At 62.5% G+C, this 23,171-nt stretch carries 20 protein-coding genes, 5 pseudogenes and 1 other annotated feature; of the genes and pseudogenes, 15 read left to right on the top strand and 10 right to left on the bottom strand.

Translation table 11 applies throughout. From position 1 onward, the window contains the following. Positions 1 to 98 precede the first annotated feature (98 nt). The 8 genes and pseudogenes from OU995_RS16605 (at position 99) to OU995_RS16640 (ending at position 6,672) form a co-directional block, all read left to right on the top strand. Positions 99 to 617: pseudogene (locus OU995_RS16605) on the top strand (polymorphic toxin-type HINT domain-containing protein). 313 nt (positions 618 to 930) lie between these two features. Then, positions 931 to 1,500 (top strand): hypothetical protein, encoded by a 570-nt coding sequence (locus OU995_RS16610; RefSeq protein ID WP_267831120.1) that lies wholly within the window; start codon positions 931 to 933, stop codon positions 1,498 to 1,500. Between the two features lie 268 nt (positions 1,501 to 1,768). Next, a complete protein-coding gene (locus tag OU995_RS16615; RefSeq protein WP_267831121.1) occupies positions 1,769 to 2,185 on the top strand; it encodes a hypothetical protein in 417 nt (138 codons plus the stop codon). Positions 2,186 to 2,845: 660 nt separating this feature from the next. Then, positions 2,846 to 4,297, top strand: coding sequence for a polymorphic toxin-type HINT domain-containing protein (locus tag OU995_RS16620; protein WP_267831122.1), 1,452 nt, complete (start codon positions 2,846 to 2,848; stop codon positions 4,295 to 4,297). Between the two features lie 13 nt (positions 4,298 to 4,310). Further along, the gene (locus tag OU995_RS16625) at positions 4,311 to 4,676 is read left to right on the top strand and encodes a hypothetical protein (RefSeq protein ID WP_267831123.1); all 366 of its coding nucleotides are present in this window, start codon (positions 4,311 to 4,313) and stop codon (positions 4,674 to 4,676) included. An 89-nt stretch (positions 4,677 to 4,765) separates the two neighbouring features. Beyond that, positions 4,766 to 5,833: an IS5 family transposase gene (locus OU995_RS16630; protein WP_267831124.1), complete on the top strand. Its 1,068-nt coding sequence runs from the start codon at positions 4,766 to 4,768 to the stop codon at positions 5,831 to 5,833. Between the two features lie 150 nt (positions 5,834 to 5,983). Next, positions 5,984 to 6,169, top strand: a complete 186-nt coding sequence (locus OU995_RS16635; protein ID WP_267831125.1) for a hypothetical protein — start codon at positions 5,984 to 5,986, stop codon at positions 6,167 to 6,169. Then, positions 6,166 to 6,672 (top strand): hypothetical protein, encoded by a 507-nt coding sequence (locus tag OU995_RS16640; protein WP_267831126.1) that lies wholly within the window; start codon positions 6,166 to 6,168, stop codon positions 6,670 to 6,672. Before OU995_RS16635 ends, OU995_RS16640 begins: the two co-directional genes overlap by 4 nt. 36 nt (positions 6,673 to 6,708) lie before the next feature. On the opposite strand, the gene OU995_RS16645 is transcribed toward OU995_RS16640, so the two are convergent. After that, entirely contained in the window at positions 6,709 to 6,969 is a 261-nt protein-coding gene (locus tag OU995_RS16645; protein ID WP_267836426.1) for a hypothetical protein, read from the bottom strand. Between OU995_RS16645 and OU995_RS16650 the strand changes: the two are divergent. Next, positions 6,920 to 7,450: pseudogene (locus OU995_RS16650) on the top strand (transposase); the annotation flags it as partial. The gene OU995_RS16645 and the pseudogene OU995_RS16650 sit on opposite strands and share 50 nt — an antisense overlap. 29 nt (positions 7,451 to 7,479) lie before the next feature. Here the strand turns inward: OU995_RS16650 and OU995_RS16655 are convergent. Continuing rightward, a complete protein-coding gene (locus tag OU995_RS16655) occupies positions 7,480 to 10,302 on the bottom strand; it encodes a TonB-dependent receptor (RefSeq protein ID WP_267831127.1) in 2,823 nt (940 codons plus the stop codon). A gap of 136 nt (positions 10,303 to 10,438) precedes the next feature. Here OU995_RS16655 and OU995_RS16660 point away from each other — a divergent pair. The 4 genes and pseudogenes from OU995_RS16660 to OU995_RS16675 form a co-directional block, all read left to right on the top strand. Beyond that, positions 10,439 to 10,756: pseudogene (locus OU995_RS16660) on the top strand (integrase core domain-containing protein); the annotation flags it as partial. A gap of 69 nt (positions 10,757 to 10,825) precedes the next feature. Then, the gene (locus OU995_RS16665) at positions 10,826 to 11,113 is read left to right on the top strand and encodes a hypothetical protein (protein ID WP_267831128.1); all 288 of its coding nucleotides are present in this window, start codon (positions 10,826 to 10,828) and stop codon (positions 11,111 to 11,113) included. Between the two features lie 85 nt (positions 11,114 to 11,198). Beyond that, positions 11,199 to 12,890 carry an IS1634 family transposase gene (locus OU995_RS16670; RefSeq protein ID WP_267831129.1) on the top strand — a complete coding sequence of 564 codons (1,692 nt, stop codon included), beginning with the start codon at positions 11,199 to 11,201 and terminating at the stop codon, positions 12,888 to 12,890. A gap of 63 nt (positions 12,891 to 12,953) precedes the next feature. After that, positions 12,954 to 13,541, top strand: a pseudogene (locus tag OU995_RS16675) (phage portal protein); the annotation flags it as partial. Between the two features lie 410 nt (positions 13,542 to 13,951). Here OU995_RS16675 and OU995_RS16680 read toward each other — a convergent pair. Both OU995_RS16680 and OU995_RS16685 read right to left on the bottom strand, forming a co-directional pair. Continuing rightward, positions 13,952 to 14,430: pseudogene (locus OU995_RS16680) on the bottom strand (transposase); the annotation flags it as partial. After that, positions 14,036 to 14,152: a sequence feature (AL1L pseudoknot), on the bottom strand. It overlaps the preceding pseudogene by 117 nt. A gap of 30 nt (positions 14,431 to 14,460) precedes the next feature. Then, on the bottom strand, positions 14,461 to 15,057 hold the full coding sequence (locus OU995_RS16685) for a hypothetical protein (protein WP_267831130.1): 597 nt from the start codon (positions 15,055 to 15,057) through the stop codon (positions 14,461 to 14,463). A gap of 198 nt (positions 15,058 to 15,255) precedes the next feature. Between OU995_RS16685 and dusA the strand changes: the two genes are divergently transcribed. Beyond that, positions 15,256 to 16,236, top strand: a complete 981-nt coding sequence (gene dusA / locus OU995_RS16690; RefSeq protein ID WP_420714736.1) for a tRNA dihydrouridine(20/20a) synthase DusA — start codon at positions 15,256 to 15,258, stop codon at positions 16,234 to 16,236. 5 nt (positions 16,237 to 16,241) lie between these two features. On the opposite strand, the gene OU995_RS16695 is transcribed toward dusA, so the two are convergent. The 6 genes from OU995_RS16695 to OU995_RS16720 all read right to left on the bottom strand — a co-directional run bounded on the left by OU995_RS16695 (position 16,242) and on the right by OU995_RS16720 (position 22,559). Further along, a complete protein-coding gene (locus OU995_RS16695) occupies positions 16,242 to 17,282 on the bottom strand; it encodes a recombination-associated protein RdgC (protein ID WP_267831132.1) in 1,041 nt (346 codons plus the stop codon). Between the two features lie 187 nt (positions 17,283 to 17,469). Beyond that, on the bottom strand, positions 17,470 to 18,153 hold the full coding sequence (locus OU995_RS16700; RefSeq protein ID WP_267831133.1) for a DsbA family oxidoreductase: 684 nt from the start codon (positions 18,151 to 18,153) through the stop codon (positions 17,470 to 17,472). A gap of 21 nt (positions 18,154 to 18,174) precedes the next feature. Then, complete coding sequence (locus OU995_RS16705; protein WP_267831134.1) at positions 18,175 to 19,182, bottom strand: succinylglutamate desuccinylase/aspartoacylase family protein; 1,008 nt, start codon at positions 19,180 to 19,182, stop codon at positions 18,175 to 18,177. Between the two features lies 1 nt (position 19,183). Further along, complete coding sequence (locus tag OU995_RS16710; protein ID WP_267831135.1) at positions 19,184 to 20,095, bottom strand: PIG-L deacetylase family protein; 912 nt, start codon at positions 20,093 to 20,095, stop codon at positions 19,184 to 19,186. A 136-nt stretch (positions 20,096 to 20,231) separates the two neighbouring features. After that, a complete protein-coding gene (locus OU995_RS16715) occupies positions 20,232 to 21,200 on the bottom strand; it encodes a DMT family transporter (RefSeq protein ID WP_267831136.1) in 969 nt (322 codons plus the stop codon). A 39-nt stretch (positions 21,201 to 21,239) separates the two neighbouring features. Continuing rightward, entirely contained in the window at positions 21,240 to 22,559 is a 1,320-nt protein-coding gene (locus OU995_RS16720) for an aspartate aminotransferase family protein (protein ID WP_267831137.1), read from the bottom strand. Between the two features lie 135 nt (positions 22,560 to 22,694). Here OU995_RS16720 and OU995_RS16725 point away from each other — a divergent pair, with 135 nt between their 5' ends. Then, entirely contained in the window at positions 22,695 to 23,168 is a 474-nt protein-coding gene (locus OU995_RS16725; RefSeq protein WP_267831138.1) for an Lrp/AsnC family transcriptional regulator, read from the top strand. Positions 23,169 to 23,171 lie beyond the last annotated feature (3 nt).

Below are 23,171 nucleotides of genomic sequence, written 5' to 3' on the forward strand. Positions count from 1 at the left end.
TCGCACCGGAGAAGCAGGCCAGTGAAGCAACGCCGGACGCCGCGCCGAAGTGCCTGACGCCGCCGAACTGCTTTGTTGCCGGCACGCTGATCCATACGGTGGATGGGCCCAAAGCCATCGAGACGTTTGTGGGTGGCGAGTTGGTGCTGTCGAGGGATGAGTTCACGCAGACCCCGGGCGTGCGGCCGGTGGTGGCAAAGGTGTCCACCGAGGATCAGCCGATCTTTGAGGTGGTGATCGTTGACGCCGATGGACGGACAGAGGCGCTGCAGACGACGGCGGAACACCCGTTCTGGGTGTCGCATGTGCCGGGGAATGAACCGCTAGAAGAGGGAGCAGCAACAGCTCAGTGGGTGTGAGCGGCTTCGCTGGAGCCGGGGATGAGGTTGATCGACTTACTGGGTCGAGATTTGACCGTTCATGCACAGAGGGCATTGGAACGTAAGGCGACGGTTTATAACATCGAGGTTCATGAACACCATACCTACCACGTGGGGGTAATGGGGGTGTGGGTTCATAATGCGCCGTGTTGTGAGGTTGGTAATGTTGGAATCGATGGGCGGGCGGACTCGGGGTGGACCTCGCGCCAAATCGAATATATTCGGCTCGTGAGTTAATGCGACGTGTTGAGGAACCCGGGTCATTTCACAATTTCCAGGAATCCTTCAATAAGGATATATTTGCTGGCACACGTACTCAGATCAGCGACAGTTATGTTCTGTGCACGAAGGAAGGAACAATAACGCTTCCAGGTGAGCCGATTTGCGGTTGGGTGCATATAAAAATCGGTGAAGGCAAACGGGTTCGAGAGATTGTTGGGTATACTGAACCCCGTGTCATCGAGGGCACATTTGAGATTGGCGTTAAGCCGTCTGCCTCTGGTCGAACCGAGGTTATTACTCGCAGATGCTTCCGTCCGAAGGGGCCGCAATGAGCATTGAATATTTTTTTGGCGAGCATTCTTTCGCGCTTCTGCCCTTCAACGAAGCAGATGAAGCGTTGGAATGTTTTGCGTACCCCGGTTACTTGCCTGACCGGTGGATGAATGGAGCCAGCATTCGATTCGATGCGGCGCCCCGTGCATCATGGGTCGGTCACTTTCTCTCCGGGCGAGAGTCGCCAAATGCAGTGAGCTTCTGCTGTGATCATCCGGATGGGGTTCATGCTTTGGTTATTGCTGGCGGTATTGCCTATCAAGTAGCACCGGCCAACCCGGCCGATTGGATTGAATTACCCATTCGGCCGGTGATGGGGGGGTGTGCATCGGCGTCGGCCAATGCAGTCGCTCTCTTTGACTATTCCCGTATGCTCGTGCTCTATGCGGATGGAGATTCGTGGACGTCTGCCGCAGTCTCATGGGATGGTCTGAAAAATGTTCGAGAGAGAAATGGTGTGCTGTTCGGCGATGGTTGGGACGCCGCCGAAAATGAGCCTGCGCCGTTTGAGGTGGATTTAAGGACCAGACGTACGCTTGGCGGTGCCGCACCGCCGTCCCGTTGACCGCAAGTTCTCGCCGCAAACTGCATCCGGCAATGCCGGAAATGCTCCGACCCAGAACATAGTCTGAACTGGCCGCTGGTTTGCTAGCTCCGGCGGGGTGGACTTCAGATTCTTCCCTCCTACCGCAAACGTGCCTCTGTGGCGCGGTTATCCCATTAGGGAACGCAGTGCGCGCGTTCGAGGGGCAGATGGCAGCGGGCAACCCGGGCCTATCGAGTGATTCTGCGGAACGCTTGACGCAACTATTTAATTCGAAAGGCAACTAAATATGCACGATCTCTTCGAGATTGGCTTCAGAGAGGCCCTTTCGGATGAGGCGCTGGCGGACTTTCTTTCTATACACTTTCATCTCTCTAAAGAATGCATCGTCTCCGAAGATGAATATTGGGCGGAGGCATGGGAGGGGAAGGAACGAATCGGTATCTCCGTCCAAGCTGCGGCAGACGGATTGAAGGCGAACTTATCTGGCGTCTGCTTTCGGGCACTCGATGACATCGCGCTAGGGAACATGGCGGCCGAAGCAGCCAGCAAGCTGGGTTCTGAGGCGGTAGTCGGGGACTACCGCAAACACGGCGCAGAGGCGCAGGGTAGCTTCCTCGTCTATTTCCCAGACGGCTCCGTGTGGGAGGCTGTGGATGCCTCCCGTGGCTCCGTCAGCGACGTCAAGGTTCTACGCCAAATTTAACTTGGCAATGTAGGCGGTGAAGTCGAAGCTCTGCGGGGACTGGGCGGCACGAACGGCCACGCGCTTGCGGAGACGGTCACTCCTGGCGGTAGCGGACAGGCCTTCGCCGGCCACGGCGTCATGAACCGAACAGACACCCTATTCGGGCAAGGGCAGTTTGTTGCGCCCGCAGTTACGACCGTCGTCATGCCTCGCCTGGGCATAACAATCCGGGATTCGACGGGGCGGCTCTTGGAAAATGTAAGTTCGGTTGATGAGCTGAACCAGGCCATCGCCACCGGCGGGGGCCCTAACGGCCAAATTCTGACTCCTCGAAAGCTGGTCAACGCCATCCAGCCCGCTGGTCACGCAGCACGCGTGACGAGGCTGCGATCGCGACGGTCACGCTCAACCCGGAGCGGGATGTGGTCGTGACAGCCGAGCTTCGGAATCAAGATTTTCAGCCAAGAGTTGCATAACTGAGGCGACAACTACCTTGACGCGCGCCGACCTGCGCGGGGCTTCAGTGCTGCTCGACGTTGGCTGTGAGTTCATCGGATTGCGCTCCATCATGTCTGGCCTGCGGTGCCTGCAGGCCGGGACGGGTTTTCACCACCGCGCCCCGTCGTTCACCATCTGCGCGTCCTGCCCGAGTAGCCGCGTTCTTTGTTCCAGCACGACATGACGCTGGGGACCGTGCGCACGGCCAGCAATGTGGTGGCGAGCGTGAGCGAAGGCCAGGCCGTGACCCGCGATGTACTGGCCTACGAATCGTCGATGGCCCAGTGGCTGCTCAGCGGGAAGGCCAAGGACATCACCTTAGGCGATGTGCTGAAGGTGGTGGTGGATGCAACGCCCTTGGGTATCGGGTTCTCGGCCGGAGAAAAGCTGAGCTCCACCGACCCCGAGACGATCAAGGCCGGTGGCAGCGAGATCGGAGCCGCATTGACGTATGCGGCGCTGGGGGCTGCCTTGGAACCGGCGGCGATGGCTGCCAAGGGTCTCGTGCAGAAGGTGGACGGGATCGTTCTGTCCAAAGTGGAACAGGTCGAGGTGCCGGCGCTGTCTCATCTGTCGGAGAAGGTGGATGGGGTGCCGGGGAGCAGTGGCGGCGTTGCTGCAGGGAAGGTGGAAGAGAGTCTTCCGGAGGTGAAGGGACCGAGCGGGGCGGAGGAGGTGACACCGGAGAAGGTGGCACCGGAAAAGCAGACCGGTGAGGCAACGCCGGACGCCGCGCCGAAGTGCCTGACGCCGCCGAACTGCTTTGTTGCCGGCACGCTGATCCATACGGTGGATGGGCCCAAAGCCATCGAGACGTTTGTGGGTGGCGAGTTGGTGCTGTCGAGGGATGAGTTCACGCAGGCCCCGGGCGTGCGGCCGGTGGTGGCAACGGTGTCCACCGAGGATCAGCCGATCTTTGAGGTGGTGATCGTTGACGCCGATGGACGGAAAGAGGCGCTGCAGACGACGGCGGAACACCCGTTCTGGGTGACCCGTGTGCCGGGGAATCAACCGCTAGAAGAAGGAGCAGCAACAGCTCAATGGGTGCGTGCGGCTTCGCTGGAGCCGGGGATGAGGGTGATCGACTTACTGGGTCGAGATTTGACCGTTCATGCACAGAGGGCGTTGGAACGTAAGGCGACGGTTTATAACATCGAGGTTCATGAACACCATACCTACCACGTGGGGGGAATGGGGGTGTGGGTTCATAATGCGCCGTGTTGTGAGGTTGGCAATGATGGCAGTGCTGCCGAGGCCAGTAATTCATTGGCGTTTAAGCCGGGGCAAGATCTCATTCACTTCAACAAACACGGTGGCGAAATCGCGGACGTGCTTGGTCACCAAAACTACACGCTCGAGCAATATTTGTCTGATGCAAACTCGGTGATTCAAAACGGTAAGTTCGTGCCGGAGTTGAACGGATATGCGGCCATACCCGGAGGAGCTGGTTCGGCAAAAGGTTTGTTTGTTGGTCTCGATAGAACGACTGGTGAAATCACCACGATGCACTTGAAGTCGGTTTCTTGGTTCGGAATGAAGGCACCCAGCCTGGGTTGGCTGGCGCAGCCGAGTAGCGTTCTGACCGACATCGTTGGCCCGAAAACAAACTTGGGTTGGAAATGGCCTTATTGAGCAGGAGTATTTAATGCGTGTTGAATATATCGAATGGATTTCCAGGGAGGCCGAAGAGGCTGAAGTTGTCGTGAGCCACGGCCACTTTTCCTGCCGCGCATTCTCGCAACCCTGCTTGCTTTCGGTGGGCCAAGTATTGGAGCAGCCATTGCACGTTTTTGGCGCAAAGAACATCATGCGGTCTGCCGCTGAAGAACAGAGCATAGAGCTTCAGGTGGAAGGTGGGCTCGCTCACAAAGTAACTGGGATATTCAAGGACTCGCAAAGTAAGCGGATTATTGTTGGCGGAATAGAAATGGTTCTAGATGATTACATTCCTGGTGGTCTTCAAGTCGGCGACATGATTGACTTCGAGTGCGCGCGGATTGACGTTTGGTAGTTTGGCAATGGCGGAAGGCCGACACGCCTCGTGGGCACTTCTCAAAACCTCTCTCACACCTGACACCGGAATCGGTCACCATACAGGCCATGATCACACCCCGCATCAAGCCGTCGGCCTTCTGGCGCCGCCAGGCTTCATCTGACCTATTCGTTCAGGACCGACGTCAGGAGAAGATGGGCAGCTTCATCGCCAACCTCGCGGCGATGGACGAACTGGTGGACTTCGCAGCAGTTGCAGCTCAGGTGGAGGCAGCCTGCCCACGGCCCGACCGCAGCAAGGGTGGTCGCCCGCCGTACTCCACCGAGATCATGGTGCGGCTGGTGTTCATCCAGTCGCTGTACAACTTGAGCGACGAGGAGTGCGAGTACCAGGTGCTGGACCGCATGAGCTTCCAGCACTTTTGCCGGCTTGCAGGCGAGCTGCACATCCCGGACGCACGCACGCTGTGGCGCTTCAAGCAGCAACTGGCCCAGGGTGGCCTGGGCGGGAGGGCCATCTTCGAGGCCGTGAGCCAGCAACTGCAGGCTCACGGCTACATCCCGCGAGGCGGGCAGATCGTGGACGCCAGCATCGTGCAGGCGCCGGTCACGCACACCAAGAGCGAGGAGCGCGAAGCGCTCAATGAAGGGCAGGCCCCTGAGGGCTGGTCCTCCAAGAAGCTGCGCCACACCGACCGCGCCGCCCGCTGGACGAAGAAGCACGGCAAGAGCCACTACGGCGACAAGGTGCATGCCAACAGCGACGCGCGCTACAAGCTCATCCGCAAGATCAAGGTCACGCCGGCCAATGTGGACGACGGCCAGACCTTGAAGGACGTGCTGGACCCCAGCAACACCGGCAAACGCGTGCTGGCCGACCGGGGCTATGACAGCCAGGCCAACCGGGACCTGCTGCGAGAGCAGCAACTGCGAGACGGCATCGGCAGAAGAGCCCGGCCTGGGCAGCAGAAGCGTCAGCGGCTGGATGCACGCAACACGGCCATCAACCGCATCCGGGCCAGAGGCGAGCACGTGTTCGCGGGCCTGCAGCAGTTGGGTGGCAAGGTGGTGCGGGCCACGACGCTGGCTCGCAATGAACTGGCGAACACGCTCCAGTGCGTGGCCTACAACGTCAAGCGACTGGTGTGGCTGGCCGCCCATGAGCCGGCGCATTGAGCGCCGCCAAGGGCGAGGTGCGCCCGCTGAGCCCGCAAAGCGGGAGATGAGGGGCCTGGCGGCCAGCTTCGATGGCTGAAACGGGCTTGTGCGGCCTCAATCCGAGGCTGCGGACATGCTCGCGCCTTCAGGTGCGGCGAGAACGGGGTTATGAGAAGTGCCCACCAGGGGCAGTATTACAAATTCACCTATTCAGGTGGTGCCATCGTGAAGGTTATTGACCCGGCCACCTATCGCGTGACAGGCTGGCCTGAAGGAAACACAACTTTCTACAATCAGGCCGGTCAGCCGATTGTCTACAATCAGGCCACCAAATCGTGGAGTTTGAAGAAATGAGCGCGGAGATTGATTGGGAAGCCGCTGTTGAGCCTGGCCACCGCATGCTCGGTTTGACGTTGGGGATGGATTTCTCTTCCGTTCGCGCGTTGCTGGGGCCTGCCGGCGCTGAGGTCCAGTTTCGCGGCTCCCCTCTATTGATCGTGGACGATCAGCAAGAGGGCGCCATCCATCTCCGAGCGGTAGATTTACTGGGGCTGCCGTATGAATGGCAGAACAGCTTGGTGCGTTTGGTATTTAGTGATGGACGGTTAGTCACCATCACCGCCGACGGCATGATGGGCAATGAATTCTACGCGTACCGGGGCAAATTCAAGGGCAAGGTGGGGCTGGGTTCCAAGGTTTCGGAATTGCAGGAATTCGGCACTTTTGAATTTGATGACGCGGAAGAGGTATTTTTCTCGGATGGCTGGAAAGGGATGGAGGTATCTGGATCCAATGCCTGCGATTTGGAGAAAAGCCCCGACCAGACCATTACTTTCATGAAGGTGTGGTGCAGGTGAGGGGGCTCTATCCCGTTCCGTGTGGAAAGCTGCCCGTCAATGCGAGGCAACCCGTGCCATCGGGATGACGGGCAAGTGGGTGAGCTTTGACATCCGCAGGTAGGCCACGGTGATGAAGTTCTTGGTCGGGCCTGCAAAACCCCGCCGACCCGCATGAACACTGGCTTTGCGGGTGATCGCTGATATCCAGAACTCCCAGTTTGCGTTGCAATGGGGTGCAGTTCCTGGGAGTTTGGAGACCACCGCGATGGCGCCCGAAGATTTCTTCCGAGCGCGCTTGGAGACGATGATCGACATGCGCCATGCGCTGGCGGTGCTGGCCACGCGCATGCCGTGGGAGCAGATCGAGGCATCGCTGGCGCCGCTGTTCTCCCACAAGGAACGTGCCGTTCATGTGGTTGAGGGCGCGGACCTGTTCGGCCCGACGCTGGAGATCGCTGGCGCGGGCGTGAGCCAGCGCGGTCGGCCGCGCCTGCCGATCCGGCTGATGGTGGCGCTCCCGTATCTCAAGCATGTCTATGGCGAGAGCGACTAGTCGGTGGTCGAGCGCTGGGCCCAGGACGTGTACTTCCAGTTCTTCAGCGGCAACCAGTACTTCGAGCCACGCCTGCCCTGTGACGCGACACAAATCGGGCGCTTCCGCCGCGCGCTCGGTGAGGCGGGCGTCGAACAGCTGCTGAAGACGACCATCGAAGTGGCCGTGGGCATGAAGGCGATCAAGCCGGCGGAGTTCGAACGCGTGATCGTTGACTCCACAGTGCAGGAGAAGGCCATTGCGGCCTCCCTGGCCACTGCACACCCTCATGCTTAGAAGCGATAACTGCCGCTCACGTAGAAGAACCGTCCGCGCGGATCCGTATAGCTCGGGTCATAACCCGAAATAAAGAAGTAGGCCTGGTTGGAGAACGGCGGCGAGGTGTCAAACAGGTTCTTCACCCCCGCCCGCAGGGACAAGGCCTTGGTGGCTTCCCAGCCCCCGGACAAGTCCCACAGCGAATACGCCTTCACCTTGTTCTTCTCCACCACCGTGCCGGTGTCCGTATCAATGGCGGAGTTCTGATCGGTGTAGCCGCTGTAGAACGTGTTCGCCAGATTCAGGCTCCAATCCCCCCGCGACCAATCCAGATTCAGCCGGTGCCGCCAGCGCTGCACCACGCCATCGGTCACAAACCGCCCGAGATTGCTGATGTAGGGGTCGCCATCACCCGTTTGCCGCTTGGACGTCAGGGTCCAGGTGCCGACCAGTTTGGCCGAGAAGCGGCCCCATTCCGTCGCCGCCGAGCGCAGTTGCAAGGTCAGATCCAGGCCGGAGGCCTTTTCCCGGCCCCGGTTTTCCTTGCGAAGTTCAATGAAGCAGATGCTGGAGTCGGACGCGTCGTAGTCACATCCGGCCAAGCCTTCATCCTCGTTGTAACGGTGCACCAGGGGTTCGTATTTGTCCAGGTTGGACAGAATCACGTCATCGCCCAGTGTGCTGATCAGATTGCGCTTCTGGATGTTCCAGTAGTCCACCCCCACGCTCCACAATGGTGAGGGGTCGGTCAGGAAACCGATGCTGAACTGGCGCGACTTTTCCGGCTTCAGCTTGGGGTTGGATGACGTGCGGGTTTCCCATGCATCCGCACAGAAACTCAAGTCGTTGTCGTTCTCCGCCATGCATACCGGGTCCGGCAGGATGGAGGTGAAGGACACCTTGGTCGGGCGGTACAGATCGTCCATGGACGGGGCCCGGAATCCAGTGCCGGCCGATGCTCTCAGTGTCAGGTCCGGCATCGGTGTCCAGCGCAGGCCCACTTTCGGATTGGTGGTGGAGCCGATGCGTTGATAGCGGTCATGCCGCAACGACAACTGAGCCTCCCATCCCTTGGCAAACGGCGCCAACAATTCCCCGTACGCGGCCCAGACCTTGCGAGAGTTGTTGGTGAACTGCGCGTCGCCGGGGGAGGAGTCGCCCAGGATGTTGTCGGACATCAACAGGTCGCTGGCCGATGAAGCGGCCTTCTCCCGTCGGAATTCGGCACCCAGCGCCACCGCCAAATCCCCGCCATCCAGCCGAGTCAGCGCGCGGGACACCTTGGCATCCACCGAATCCATCACGCCTCGCGCCCGCCGCACCTCCTGGTCGATGTTCAGGGATTTCAACAGCGCCAGCCCCTCGGCGCTGGATGCGCCAAACGGATTGAGCAGGCCGTCCGCATAGGCCTGCAGCGTGGCGTCTTCCGGGTAATAGCCCCGGACGTCGCGGTCGGAGACCCGGTTCACGCTGTGGTTGTAGCCCCAGTCGTAATCCCAGCCGCTCACGGTGCCGTTCATGCCCACCACCACGCGAGTGCCCGTGCTGGTCAACTGGCTGGCCCGATTGCCGCCTTCAATCATCCGGGTGCGCACCAGGATGCTGCGGTCGTCCGGCAGGGCATCGGCCAGGCCGGTGGCGGCCAGTTCCGGAATCTTGGACACATCCAGTTCCGCATCAATCCGGTTGCTGGTGCCGACATACCAGCTGCGCGCGCGGCTGTACGCGTACTCCACAAACGCCTGGTGGCTGTCGTTGATCTTGAAAACCCCACGGCCCAGGAAGCCGGTTTTCTCGGTTTTGGGATACAGCTCCAGGTCACGCATGTAGTCATACGTGCAGGCATCTTCCCCACCAATGCCGCTAGGCAGATACAGCGTGTGCGGCGGCTGGCAGTTGGGGGCACTGAGGTTGATGGTGCGGTTGACAATGGGCTTGCCGTTGATGGTGAAGCCCACGGACTGGAGATAGTCCCGTTGGTCGCTGCTCAGGCGGATGTTGCCGGGGTAGGTGACGCCGGACAGCAAATGCGGCAGGCGCTCAGGAATTCGCAAGTCGGAAATGAACTGGCGCTGCGAGGTGCGCAAGGCATTGGTGCGCTGGAAGTCCAGCACACCGAAAAGGTTGAAGCCGTCTCGCGAGACGTCCCCATAGCCGCCGGAGATGCTGCCGGTGCGCTTGCCTGCGCCGCCTTCGCCGGAGAAGCCGCCATACGCATCCAGCTGCACGCCCTGGAAGTCCTTTCGGGTGATGAAGTTCACCACGCCGCCGATGGCGTCCGTGCCGTAGAGCGCTGAGGCGCCGTCCAGCAGCACTTCCACACGTTCAATGGCTGCGGCGGGGATGTTGTTCAGATCCACGCCCTGGTCGTCACCCGGCGACGCAAAGTTGGCCATGCGGCGGCCATTCAGCAGCACCAGGGTGGAGGAGGTGCCCAGTCCGCGCAGATTGGCGGAGTTCATGCCCATCTGGTCCTTGAACCCGCCCGTGCCGATGCTCACGCCGTCGGTCAAGCCTTTGCTGGCGGCCGAGACGGTGGCCATCAATTCGGCCGCCGTGGTCACGCCGGCCTTGGTGATGTCCTGGCGGGTGATGACCTGAACGGGCAGGGCGCCTTCATCGGCCAGGCGTTTGATGGCGGAACCGGTGATCTCCACACGCTCCAGCTTGCGCGGCGTGGTGTCGGCGTCTGCAGCGGCGCCCGTGGCTTGGGCCAGCGCGGTGAGCGGCACCAGCAGCGATAGACCCGCCGAGAGCCCCAACGCAGCGGCCAGACGATGCCGGGTGGGGCGATGGCGGCCCGGCTGGCGGCGCGCGCGTGTGTGTGAGTGATTCATGACAAGTCTTCCTGGGAGGCCTATGCCCCGTTTGCATCAGTCTAGAAAGACGTGTCCCGGCAGCACACTGGGAGACATACTGTGAAGTCGCGCGGAAACAACTCGGGTACGTTTGTTGACAGTTGGTGCTGAGCGCCTGTGCTTCCATAGCGATCGCGGCAGTCAATACTGCAGCCGGGACTTCCAGGACACCGTGAAGGCCTGGGGCATGCGCAGTTCGATGTCCCGCAAGGGCAACTGTTGGGACAACGCCCCGACCGAGAGCCTTTGGGGACGACTGAAGACGGCCTGCGTCCATGGCCGCCGGTTCGCCACGCACGAGGAAGCACGCCAAGTCGTCATGGACTGGCTCGCCTTCTACAACCATTCGAGGCTACATTCGGCGTTGGGCTATCTCAGCCCGATGCAGTTCGAGCAACGCTGGCTGGCGGCGCAGTGCAAACCTGCCGCCTGATGATCGGGTTATGCACTCCGATTTCCAGGGGCAACCTCAAGCAGCATCTATTTCAAGCGCAATTTGCTGGTGTCCACGTTCAAGCCTCACAAGTTGCTCAGCGCGGAGACGTTCGGCGCACTGGTTCTGGACTTCCTTACCTTCGGCAATGGCTACCTGGAGCTGCAGCGCAGTCGCACTGGCAAGCCGCTGGAGCTGAAGCACGCCCTTGCGAAGTACGTGCGGCGCGGAACGGATCTGGAGACCTACTACTTCGTGCGCGGCTGGCGGGACGAGCACCAGTTCACCCGAGTTCGACACCAAACAGCCGTTTCGAGCACATTCCGCCGGCTGGATCGTTTGGAATCAACGACTTAGACGCATGCTGTCGATTTATTTGTAGTGGCACGTTTGCCAATGTTGGGTATTGGCATGCCATGGGTGAATTGGCCACACTCTGGCCATGTTCATCAAGCTCACCCGATCTGGTTCGCGCACCTACGCGCAGCTGGTCGAGTCGTTCCGCGATGAGCTTGGCAAGCCCCGCCAGCGCACGGTCGCCACGCTCGGCCGCGTCGATGAGCAGGATGGCCAGGTCGATGCGCTGCTCAATGGCCTGCTGCGCGCCAAGGGCCGCCCCGTCGGCGCGACCGAGAGCCCTCAGGTGAGCTTCGAGTCGGCGCTGTCGCTGGGCGATGTCTGGGCACTGGATGCGCTGTGGCGCGAACTGGGCTTCGATGGCCTGGCCGCCGTCTTCCGGCGCGCCCGCTTCACCACCGCTGTCGAACACGCCATCCGCGTGATGGTCTTCAACCGGCTGTGTGACCCGGAGTCCAAGCTGGGCGTGCTGCGCTGGCTACAGACGGTGAGCATGCCGGGCGTTGACGTCGACAAGCTCAGCCATCAACACCTGCTGCGCAGCATGGACGCGCTGATGGACCACCAGACTGCCGTCGATGACTGCGTGGCCCAGTTGCTGCGCCCGCTCATCGATGAAGACCTGTCGGTCGTGTTCTATGACCTGACCACCATCCGTGCCGAGGGCCTGAGCCAGCAGGATGGCGACGTGCGGCACTTCGGCATGTCCAAGGAGGGCGTCATCGCCCGCCAGTTCATGCTGGGCGTGGTGCAGACGGCTGACGGCATGCCGATCTATCACGAGGCCTTCGACGGCAATGCGGCCGAGGCGCCGACGTTGCAGCCCACGCTCAAGAAGGTGCTGGCGCGCTACCCGCATATCCGCCGACTGGTGGTGGTGGCCGACCGGGGGCTGCTGTCGCTGGACAACATCGAGGCGCTGACGAAGCTGCAGGTGGCGGGTGACCGGCCGCTGGAGTTCATCCTGGCGGTGCCGGGGCGGCGCTATGCCGAGTTCGTCGAGGTCTTGCAGCCCTTTGCCCAGAAGGCCGCGCAGGCCACGGACGAGATCGTCACTGAGGCCCAGTGGCAAGGCCATCGCCTAGTGGTGGCGCACAACCCGGTACGCGCCGCCGAGCAGACCCAGGAGCGCCTGGCACGCATCCATGCGCTGCAGCAGCGCGCCGATCAACTCGCCGGCAAGCTCGACGCGCAGGATGAGGGTAAGGTCCAACGCGGGCGCAAGCTCTCGGACTCGGGCGCCAAGGCGCGCTTCTTCCACGAGGTGAGCGACGCCCATCTGGCGCGCATCATTCAGGTCGACCTGAAGTCCGACTTGTTCACCTACGCCATCGACGAGGCCGCGCTGGCCCGGGCGCAGCTGATGGACGGCAAGCTGATGCTGGTGACCAACGTGCAGGACATGGCCGCCGACGAGGTGGTGAGGCGCTACAAGGCGCTGGCCGACATCGAGCGCGGCTTCAAGGTGCTGAAGTCCGAAATCGAGATCACCCCGGTCTTCCACCGCCTGCCCGAGCGCATCAAGGCCCACGCCAGCATCTGCTTCATGGCGCTGATCCTGTACCGCGTGATACGCCAGCGTCTGAAGCTGGCCGGCAGCGATTTGTCACCCGAAGCCGCCTTGGCGGACCTGCGCCGCATCCAGCGTCACACCGTCAGCATCGACAGCAGCGCGCCCATCCACGGCGTGTCCACCGTTCAACCCCGCCAGGCCCAGGCCCTGGCCGCACTGCGCATCAAGAAACCGACTATCGACACCCAGTTGACGCTGCTGTAGTGGCAATTCCGAAGGGCCAACCTATACGGATCAATCACTTACGGCGGTTGGTGTCGAACTCGGGAGTTCATGCCGGGCTCCGTTTTTCACCTGCGGGAGGCCGACATCAACCAGGAGATCTACGGCCTGCCGGAGTACCTCAGCTCGCTGCAGGCGGCTTGGCTGAACGAGTCGGCCACGCTGTGCCGGCGCCGCTACTACAACAACGGCAGCCACGCTGGCTTCATCCTCTACATCAGCGACCCCGCGCAGCAGCAAGAGGATATCGACGGGATCAGGGAGGCGCTGAAGAACAGCAAGGGCCCAGGGAACTTTAGGAACCTCTTCCTCTACTCGCCGAACGGGAAGAAGGACGGCGTGCAGCTCATTCCAGTGAGCGAGGTTGCTGCCAAGGACGACTTCTTCAACATCAAGAGCGTGAGCCGGGATGATGTGCTTGCGGCCCATCGGATCCCGCCGCAGTTGCTCGGTATCGTGCCCAGCAATACGGGCGGCTTTGGGGCGGTCCTTCCAGCGGCCAAGGTCTTCGCTCGCAACGAGATTGAGCCGTTGCAGACTAGGTTTCGAACGCTAAACGAATGGCTCGGCGAAGAAGTTGTGACTTTTGCGCCATACGCTATTGCTTTGACCACTGACGAGGCAGATTCCTGATGCGACAGTACAAAGGCAACAGACCTATGACAGTGAATTCAACGCTTGAAATACTCAATAGTTAGTTGTTTGTCGATTGTTTGGTGGTGAAATGAATAACCTGCTCGAACAAATGCCCAATGAATAACAAAAAATGTTGGAAAGATTAGATTTGGCACCAGCCACGTCCATCCTAGACTTCCAATTAATTTTGGATCGGGGATTCCATAGGTAGGCAGGCGTGCGACCGCTGCTGCCAATAGGCGGGATCGCCACCCGTGCTTAATGAAAATTTTCAAAGGCTGCTGTGCATCGAATGCGGACTTTGCAGTCTTCCCAAAGTTTCTACTGGGGTATCGAAGGTCCATACTATTCAATCACCCTTATTGAAGAGTTTCCGACAAACTGCGTACTGAGCAGTGCATAGGGTGGGGCACCAGGCTGGCATCGCGCTTCGCGCGACGCGAGCACAGCGCCGGGTTGCGCTGGCGAGCAGCATGCCGCCAATACGCCGACGGGGCGATCTGCAAGACGCGGCAGAGCGACTCGACCCCGAACTGCTGGCGATGCTGGTCGACGAAAGCCTTCAGGACTTGAAGCTGCGGTCGAGCTCCGCCTGGGCGAAAAACGCGCTGGCCAGCTTCAGAATCTCATTGGCCTTGCGCAGCTCGCGCACCTCGCGTTCGAGTTCCTTCACGCGCTGGGCCTCGCTGGTCGTCACGCCCTCGCGCACGCCGGTATCGACCTCTGCGCGCTTAACCCATTCGTTCAGCGTCTGCGGCACGCAGCCGATCTTGGGCGCGATGGACTCGATGGCCGCCCACAGCGACGGATACTCCCCTCGGTGCTCCTGCACCATCCTCACCGCGCGCTCACGCACCTCGGGCGAGAACGTTTTCGATTTGCTCATGGCTCAATCCTCTCAGAGTGTTGAGCCTCCTCAAAATCCGGGGCGGTTCATCAGGCTCCTTGAGTGGAGCCTGAAGTAGCCACGAAGGGCATCCAGTTCTGATTGAGTAGGGCGCCTGTCGCGTTCGTTGCTGCGAGCCAGCATGCCCATATGGGCTAGCGCTTCACGGGCGTCATCGACGACACCTCGCGGTGCCTGAATGCGCCATACCGCGCGAGCCATCTTCAGAACCGATCCGAGGTAGGTCAAGTCGATCGAAGCGGTCACACCCCTGACCCGACGGTCCTCGGTGATGTATTGGATGATCCGCTCGACCGTGAGGGCGTTGACGAGTACCGCACCTAATCCACTCTTTCGTTCGGCCATGCGGTTCAGCACCCAGGTCTTGTTCTTCCCGAAAGGTTTGTTCTTGGAGACTTCCTCTGTGTAACGCTTGATCAGGTCCCCGATGGTCGTCTTGGACGTCGGCGCGACCAGGCCGACTAGACCTGCCTCAAGATCAACCTCCACCGATCGAGCCCAAGCCTCTGCAAGCGCCTTCGTCGCGAAGGTCCTCGTCTGTGTCGGGGCGCCCCGTCGGCGCACCTGGGCACGCCACTTTCCGTTCAGCGGGATAATTGACGCCATTGCTCCTGTGAGCCTCCCTCGTACCTGTGATTGCTACGGCCCTTCGACCGAGGGCGCTTCGTAGCACTATCGTAGCAGTCACAAAGTGTTACCTCGGGGAAATCCGTGCAAATTCGTGCTACGGAAACCTTCTAAAAAATGCCAGAAGTCTTAGATAAATCAATAGCTTGGAGCCCATGGCGCCTGTCCGTTGCGCCCATGCTCGATTGGACCGATCGCCACTGTCGCTACTTCCACCGGCTGCTCACCCGCCACACGCTGCTCTACACCGAAATGGTCACCACGGGCGCCTTGCTGCACGGGGACCAGCCGCGTCACCTGGACTTCAGCGAGCAGGAACATCCCGTGGCGCTGCAACTCGGCGGGTCGGAACCCGCCGACCTGGCCGCCTGCGCCAAGCTGGCTGTGAAGTGGGGGTATGACGAGGTCAACCTCAATTGCGGGTGCCCCAGCGAGCGGGTGCAACGCGGCGCGTTTGGTGCCTGCCTGATGGCCGAACCCGCCCTGGTGGCACAGGGCGTCAAAGCCATGAAAGATGCGGTGAGCATCCCTGTCACCGTCAAGCATCGCATCGGCATCGACAAGATCGAGAGCTACGACTTCGTCCGTGACTTCGTCGGCACCATCGCCGAAGCCGGCTGCGACGTGTTCATCGTGCATGCCCGCAATGCGTGGCTGCAGGGGCTCTCCCCCAAAGAGAACCGCGACATCCCGCCGCTACGCTATGAACTGGTGCACCGCTTGAAGCAGGACTTTCCGGCCCTGACCATTGCCATCAACGGCGGCATCAAGACGGATGACCAGATCGCGGAGCAACTGGCGCATGTCGATGGCGTGATGGTGGGCCGTCAGGCCTATCACGAACCCTGGCAGATGGCCGGATGGGACCAGCGCTTCTTTGGCGCGGCCACCTCGCCGGTCGCTGACCGGCAGGCGGTGGAAGCCTTGTGGCTGGACTATCTGGAGCAGCAGGTGGCCCAGGGGCGCCCCTGGGCCCAGGCCATGCGCCATGCGCTAGGGCTGTGGAACGGCTTGCCGGGCGCGCGGCGCTGGCGGCAGGTGTGGTCCGACCATCGGTTCAAGCATCTGCCGGTGCGCGAAGTGGCCCGTCAGGCCACCCTGGCGCGCGAAGCCGCTGCCGAGCTGGCTCGGCAGCATCCGGCCTTCCAGGCCGAATAAGCGGCTCAATCCCAGGGCGCAGCTTCGGTCGCCAGGTCGGCATCCATGGCCGGCGTGCGGTGCGCCTGCACGCCGTCGGCCCCGGCAGCGCCCGTCTCACCCGAAGCGGCCTTCGGTGCATGCTCCGCCGCAATCTTGGCCGACTGCCCGATGAAGTCCAGCTCGCCGCCCAGACCCTCCACAAGCTCCGGAATCAGCTGGCTCAGCTCTCCCGTCGCCAGCGCGGCGTCCACATCAAACGCTTCGTCCTTGGCTGGTTTGTCCCGGCCATCAAACACCACGTCCAGGAACTTGATGCCCTTGACCTGCAGCGTGTCGGTCAGCGTGAACGACACCCGTTCTTTCCAGGTCAGCGCCAGCCGGGTCGGCATCTTGCCGCTGGTGAGATGGGCCTTCACCTCGTCGGTGTCCAGGTTGTGGCGGGCATAACGCACGGCGGCCTTCATCTCGTCGGCAGCCTTCAGCTCGCAGTCCCGGTCGATGACAAAGTCCTTGGGCGGCACCCCGTCCATCAGCCAGGCCGCCATGCAGGCCGCCGGGGATTCGGCGCTTTGCAGCAGGTGCAGATTCAGCGAGGTGTCGGCCTTCACCAGCAGGGTGATCAGCTCGTCGGCCTTGCCGATGGAGCCGGCATCCACCATCAGCAGGTGCTGCTTGGGCGAGATCCACACCCGCAGGTGGGACTGCAGCGTGAAGGCGCGGGGCAGCAGTTCCAGCTCCACTTGTTCCTTCATGTCGCGCTGCTGCTTCTTGCCGGGGCGGCGGCCGGTTTCCTGCTCGATCTTCTCGGCCAGCTCTTCCACATGCTCGCGCACCACCGAGCCCGGCAGCACGCGCTTCTCCAGCCGCAGGTTCAGCAGCCAGTGGCCATCGATGTCTTCCAGCAGACGCGCGCCGGGTTCGCCGCGCGGCGGTACCCAGCCCGCCGACAGCGCCTGCGTGGCGCCACAAGGCTCGAAGCGTTCCTCCTCCAGCGCGTCTTCCAGCTTCTCGGCGTTGGGCTGCCAGTCATTGGCGATGCGGTAAATGATCAGGTTCTTGAACATGGACGGAACTTCAGATGCGCAAAAACAAAAGGGCCCACGCGGACAACGTGGGCCCCGGCTAAACGTCTCGGGATTGTCTCACCATCCCCCTGGCGTCACGCTCCAGCTTCGCACTTGAAGCGTGCAAGTTGTGCCCAACGGAAACCGTGGGCAGCGTCTCCAAGCTCAATATGGGGTGCTTCTTTGATCAAGAAGCGTCTTCTTCTGCCATTTCCTGCATGACCTGCCGTAGCGCCTGCTCAAAGGCCTCCGGCGGCTGCCCGCCGGAAATCAGGTAGCGCTCGTTCAGCACCACCGCCGGCACCGAACTGATGCCGCGGCTCTGCCACAGGGCTTCCGCCTCGCGCACATCGTCGGCGAACTCGCCGCTGTCAAACACACGGGCAGCTTCGGCGGCGTCCAGGCCGATGGTGCTGACCGTGTCCAGCAGCACGCTCCGGTCGCCCGGGTTCTTGCCACTGGTGTGGTAGGCCGTCAGCAGGGCCAGTTTCAGGTCCCGTTGTGCCTGCGGCGATTGCAAACCGGCCCAGTGCAGCAGGCGGTGCGCATCAAAGGTATTGAAGATGCGGCTGCGGGCGCCTTCGGTGAAGGTGAAGCCCACCGAAGCGCCACGGTCCCGCAGATGCTGGCGGATCTGCTGGCGCTGCTCGGGCGTGGAGCGGTACTTGCGGCTCAGGTGCTCTTCAATGTCCTCACCCTCCGGCGGCATGTCCGGATTGAGTTCAAACGGCTGGAAGTGCAGGTCGGCCTTCACGTCCGGCAGCCGCGTCAGGGCGGTCTCCAGGGACTTCAGGCCGACCGCGCACCAGGGGCAGGCCACGTCGGAAACAAAATCGATGCGCACTGCGGCGGAGCGGGGGGTGTCAGTCATCCCTCCACTCTAGCCGCAGGCTCAAACCAATACACGGTCGCTGGGCTTTGCCAGGTAGAACCATTCGTTGCCGGGTTCGGCCTTGCTGTTGGGGAACACGATGCGTCCGCCGAACGGCGCCAGCACGGGTGTCCCGTCGGCGCGGGTACCGATGCGTTCGCCCTCGGCCACGGGGTCGAAGCTGGCCCAGGCACGCTCGAACTGGTCGTCGACATGCTCACGGTCGATCACCTCATACAGCTGCAATACCTCCACCGGCCGTTGCGGGTCGGCGGCTGCTACGCCGGCGCTGCCCGGGGCCACCATGCCCAACAGCATCAGCGTGCGGAGGATGGCCTTGAACGCCACGTCCGGCCCCTGCGCGTCGTCATGCTGGCCACACTCCAGCGTGATGCCGTATCCGCCCTGGCTGCGCATGTATTCGGTGGTGCCGACGCCATAGTGCGGGTCCTGCTGCAGGGCCATGCGCCGGCTGCCGTCGCTGGCCTTGTCGGCCCGTCGCTTCAGGCCCAGCGCGTAGGTGGACAACCAGCCTTCCACAATGCGGCCGGTGCCCACGGCCCAGGCCAGGGCGGTTTCGGCGGCCTGGTGGCGGAACGGCTCCAGGTCACCATCGTTGTTGCGGGGGCCCAGCATCGCAAAGGCCGGGCCCGGGTTGTTGAAGCTGTGCAGGTCCAGCAGCACGTCGCTGGCCGCGAGCCAGGGGCACAGCTGGTTGGCAATGCGGTCCTCGAAGTCATGCGGGATGGGCGAGGGGCGCAGGTTGCGGTTGAGGTTGCGCTCGCCTTCGCGCCGCTGCAGCCGGTGGGCCAGCGGGTTGACGATGGGAATCAGCGTCAACGTCCCTTTGAGCAGCGTCAGGCTGCCGTCGTCCAGCAGATGCATCACCCGTTGGATGGCGCCCACGCCGGCCACTTCGTTGCCGTGTACGGCGGCGCTCACCAGCAGGCGAGGGCCGGGCTTGAGGCCGGCAAACTGGTGGACGCGCAGATGGGTCGGGTGAGGGGTGGGCAGGGGTGTCTGGCTCATGTCAGGGCAGCGACCAAAAAGAGGGGAGCAAGGGCAGGGGGACGTCACAGGCGGCCATGGTGGCCGGCAGGTCGTTGGCGGGCTGCCCGTCGATCCACCGCGAGAGGCGGTAGAGCGTGGCAAAGCCAAAGGCCGGCGGCGTTTCGCCAGCCCCTGCCAGCAACTCGCCACCACGGCGTACGTTGTCGGCCATCCATGCCGGCAGCCGCAGGTGATACGGGTTGCGGGCAATTTCCCCGTGGTGGCAGGAAAGCGCTCGCACCAGGCAGGCGGTGTCGGCGATGCCGGTTTCCACCAGCAAATTGGGTTCGGGCTGGGTGGCCCAGAATTCGGTCCAGGCCACGACGGTGGAGAGCTTGGACTGGTGCAGCGCTTCGGCCACCAGCCGATGCACACCGATGTGGGTGGGAATGCCGTCCCCGGCATGCGGCACGAGGATCAGGCCGGGGCGCTCGGTTTTCAGCAGCGCCGCCACCAGCGCCACCTGCGCTTGCCACAACGGCGTGCCCGCATCGGCGGCTTCCGGTTTGACCTGTTCAAGACCCTGTTCCGCCAGCAGGCGCACCTCAAAGCCCAGCACTTCGCAGGCGGCCTGGAGTTCCGCCCAGCGCTCGGCACGGCGCCCCTGGCGGCTGCCCAATGTGACCGCGATGTTGGTGACCCGCCAACCCGCTTCGCGTTTCAAGCGCAGGGGCAGGGCGCCCACGATGCATTCGTCGTCCGGATGCGGTGCAAACACGAGCGCATGTGGCCGGTTGGCACCGGTACCAACATCGGCCGCAGAAGCATTCATTGCGCTGCCCGCCAGACTGTCCCGGGGGGCCTGCTGCAACACCTCGCACCAGCGGCGAACCCAGGCCTCCCAGGTGTCGGGGGAACTTGTGCTGGTCAGGGAGTGTTGGAGCTCAGGCATTACAAGGGAACCGTACGAGGGTCGAATCCCAAATGGTATTACATTGGTAGTAAGCCTACAGGATCTTGGGCCAGATCCGGGCGCCGTTCTTCGGTCCGGCGGTATGGCTTTTTGTCGGCCGGCTATAAGGCGAAGATCAGGCCGCTGACCCACCCGAACGCTGCGGCCAGGTGGCCAGCACCACACCGCCCAGCGCCAGCCCGTAGGCCAGCGCCTGCAGGCCGGACATCGTTTCCCCCAGGAACAGCACACCGATCAGCGCGGTGGAAATGGGCAGGAACACCATGAACACACCGGCCTTGGGCGCACTGACATGCCGCAGGCCCTGCATCCAGAGCCATACCGTCACCATGCTGGCGGCGACCGCGTAAAACAGCAGCAGGCCCCAGTGCTTGAGATCCACGGCGCCAAAGTCGAAGTCCAGCGCCTGCCACAGGCCCAGCGGTGTCACCAGCGCCAGGCCCCAGAGGTTGATCAGCGCGCTGATGCGTTTGGCGGACAAGGCCTGCGTCAGCTGTTTCCCGATCACCACATAGCTGCCTTCACAAAGCACCGCACCCAGCAACAGCAGGGCGCCCCACTGGCTCTGGGCGGTGTTGTGGTCCTGCTTGTGCAGGGCCACCATGGCAATGCCGGAAACCGCCAGCGCGATGCCGGCCAGCACCCGGCCCCCGATGCGCTCCCGCAAAAACACAAACGACAGCAGCGCCACCGCCGCCGGAATGCCGGCCATGATCACCCCCGCCACCACGGCGGAGCTGTGCCGCACGCCGAACAGCAGGCAGATCGAAAACAGGAAGTTGCCGAAGAAGGACTCCAGAAAGAGCAGGCCCTTGGTGCGGCGGGACAGCGGCGCTTCTCCGGGCGTGCGCACCAGCCACGGCGCCATGATCACCGCCGCCATGCCAAACCGCAGCCAGGCCAGCAGGAACACCGGAAAAGCCGCCACCAGCAGCTTGGAGAGACCCACATAACTGCCGATCAGGCTGGTGCTGGCAGCCAGGCAGCCGTAGGCGAGCCAGGGCACGGCATGGGCAGCGCGGGCGGGGGGCACGGAAGCAGCGCGTGGCGCCGACGGGCGGGCCGAAGAGGGGGAACTTTGCATGGGGACCGCCATCATGCCTGATGGCGCGTCAGGGCCCGATCAAGTCAGCCGGCGAATCGCCGTGCGAATCGCGTCCACCATGCGGTCCAGATGGTCCCGGCTGGCGATCAGCGGCGGGGAGAGCGCAATGATGTCGCCGGTGGTGCGCACCAGCACGCCCTGTTCCCAGCAATCGAGGAAGACGCTGAACGCCCGTTTGGTGGGCTCGCCGGGTCGCGGCGTCAGCTCCACGCCACCGACCAGCCCGAAATTGCGCACATCGATCACATGCGGTTCACCCTTGAGTGAATGCAGGGCCTGGGCAAAGTGGCTCTGCATGTCGGCGGCGCGGGTCAGCAGGTGGTCGTCGGCATAGGTGTCCAGCGTGGCCAGCCCGGCGGCGCAGGCCAGCGGGTGCGCGGAATAGGTGTAGCCGTGGAAAAACTCGATCAGATGATCCGGCCCCTGCATGAAGGTGTCGTGGATGGACTGGCGGGCGAACACCGCACCCATGGGCACGCAGCCATTGGTGAGCCCCTTGGCCACCGTCATCAGGTCGGGGGTGACGCCGAAGGTCTGGGCCGCAAACGGCTGGCCGGTGCGGCCGAAACCGGTGATGACCTCATCAAAGATCAACAGGATGCCGTGGCGGTCGCAGATCTCGCGCAGCCGCTTCAGATAGCCTTCCGGCGGCAGCAGCACACCCGCCGACCCGGCAATCGGCTCCACGATGACGGCGGCAATGGTGGACGCGTCATGCAGTGCCACCAGCCGCTCCAGGTCGTCCGCCAGTTCCGCCCCGTGGGCCGGCAGGCCGACACTGAAGGCATTGCGGGAGATGTCCAGGGTGTGGCGGATATGGTCCACGCCCGCCAGCAGCGTGCCAAACATCTTGCGGTTGGCCACCATGCCGCCCACCGACATGCCGCCGAAGTTCACACCGTGGTAACCGCGCTCGCGGCCGATCAGCCGGGTGCGCTGGCCTTCGCCCCGGGCACGGTGATAGGCCAGGGCGATCTTGAGCGCCGTCTCCACCGCTTCCGACCCGGAGTTGGTGAAGAAGACCTTGTTGAGGCCCTCCGGGGTGATGTCGGTGAGCCGGGACGCCAGCTCGAAGGCCTTGGGATGGCCCATCTGGAACGGGGGCGCAAAATCCAGTTCGGCCGCTTGTTCCTGGATGGCCTTCACGATGCGGGGGCGGTTGTGACCGGCATTCACACACCACAACCCGGCGATGCCATCCAGCACCTGGCGGCCCTTGTCGTCGGTGAAGTACATGCCATCCGCGCCAGTCAGCAGGCGGGGAGATTCCTTGAACTGCCGGTTGGCAGTGAAGGGCATCCAGTAGGCATTCAGATCAGTTGGCTTGGGGTGACTCATGGGCATTCGTCCTCAGGGATGGTCGAAGTCTAGAGAAGGCGGCGCGCAATCGGGGAGCGTTGTGATGTCAGGGAAACCCGGCTGTACGCAATTTCCTGCGGTCATCACTCCGTGGATTCGCAGAAAATGCGGTGCATGAGCGCTGCCCCCACATTGGATTCGATTGACCGTGCCATCCTGTCCGCCTTGCAGCAGGATGCGCGCCTTTCCAACCAGGCCCTGGCCCAGCAGGTCCACCTGTCCCCATCGGCCTGTCTGCGGCGGGTGAAGCGGCTGGAGGAGGAGGGGGTGATCGACCGGGTGGTCGCCTTGCTCAATCCCAAGGCCATCGGCAAGCCGGGCACGAGTTACACGATCATCAATGTGGAGCGCATGACACCGGCGGCCCTGGCGGAATTCGAGCAGGCGGTGAAGGACTCACCGGACATCCTGGACTGCTTTTATGTGGCCGGCAGCAACGACTATCTGCTGCGCTTCGCCTACCGCGACGCCGAAGATCTGGAACGGCTGCACACGCAGGTGCTGATGCAACTGCCGGGCGTGGCGCGCGCCAATTCGATGCTGGTGCTGCGCACGGTCAAGCGCAGCACCGCGTTTGTGCTGGACTGAGGC

Source organism: Roseateles sp. SL47 (genome assembly GCF_026625885.1).
Taxonomy (GTDB): Bacteria; Pseudomonadota; Gammaproteobacteria; order Burkholderiales; family Burkholderiaceae_C; genus Roseateles.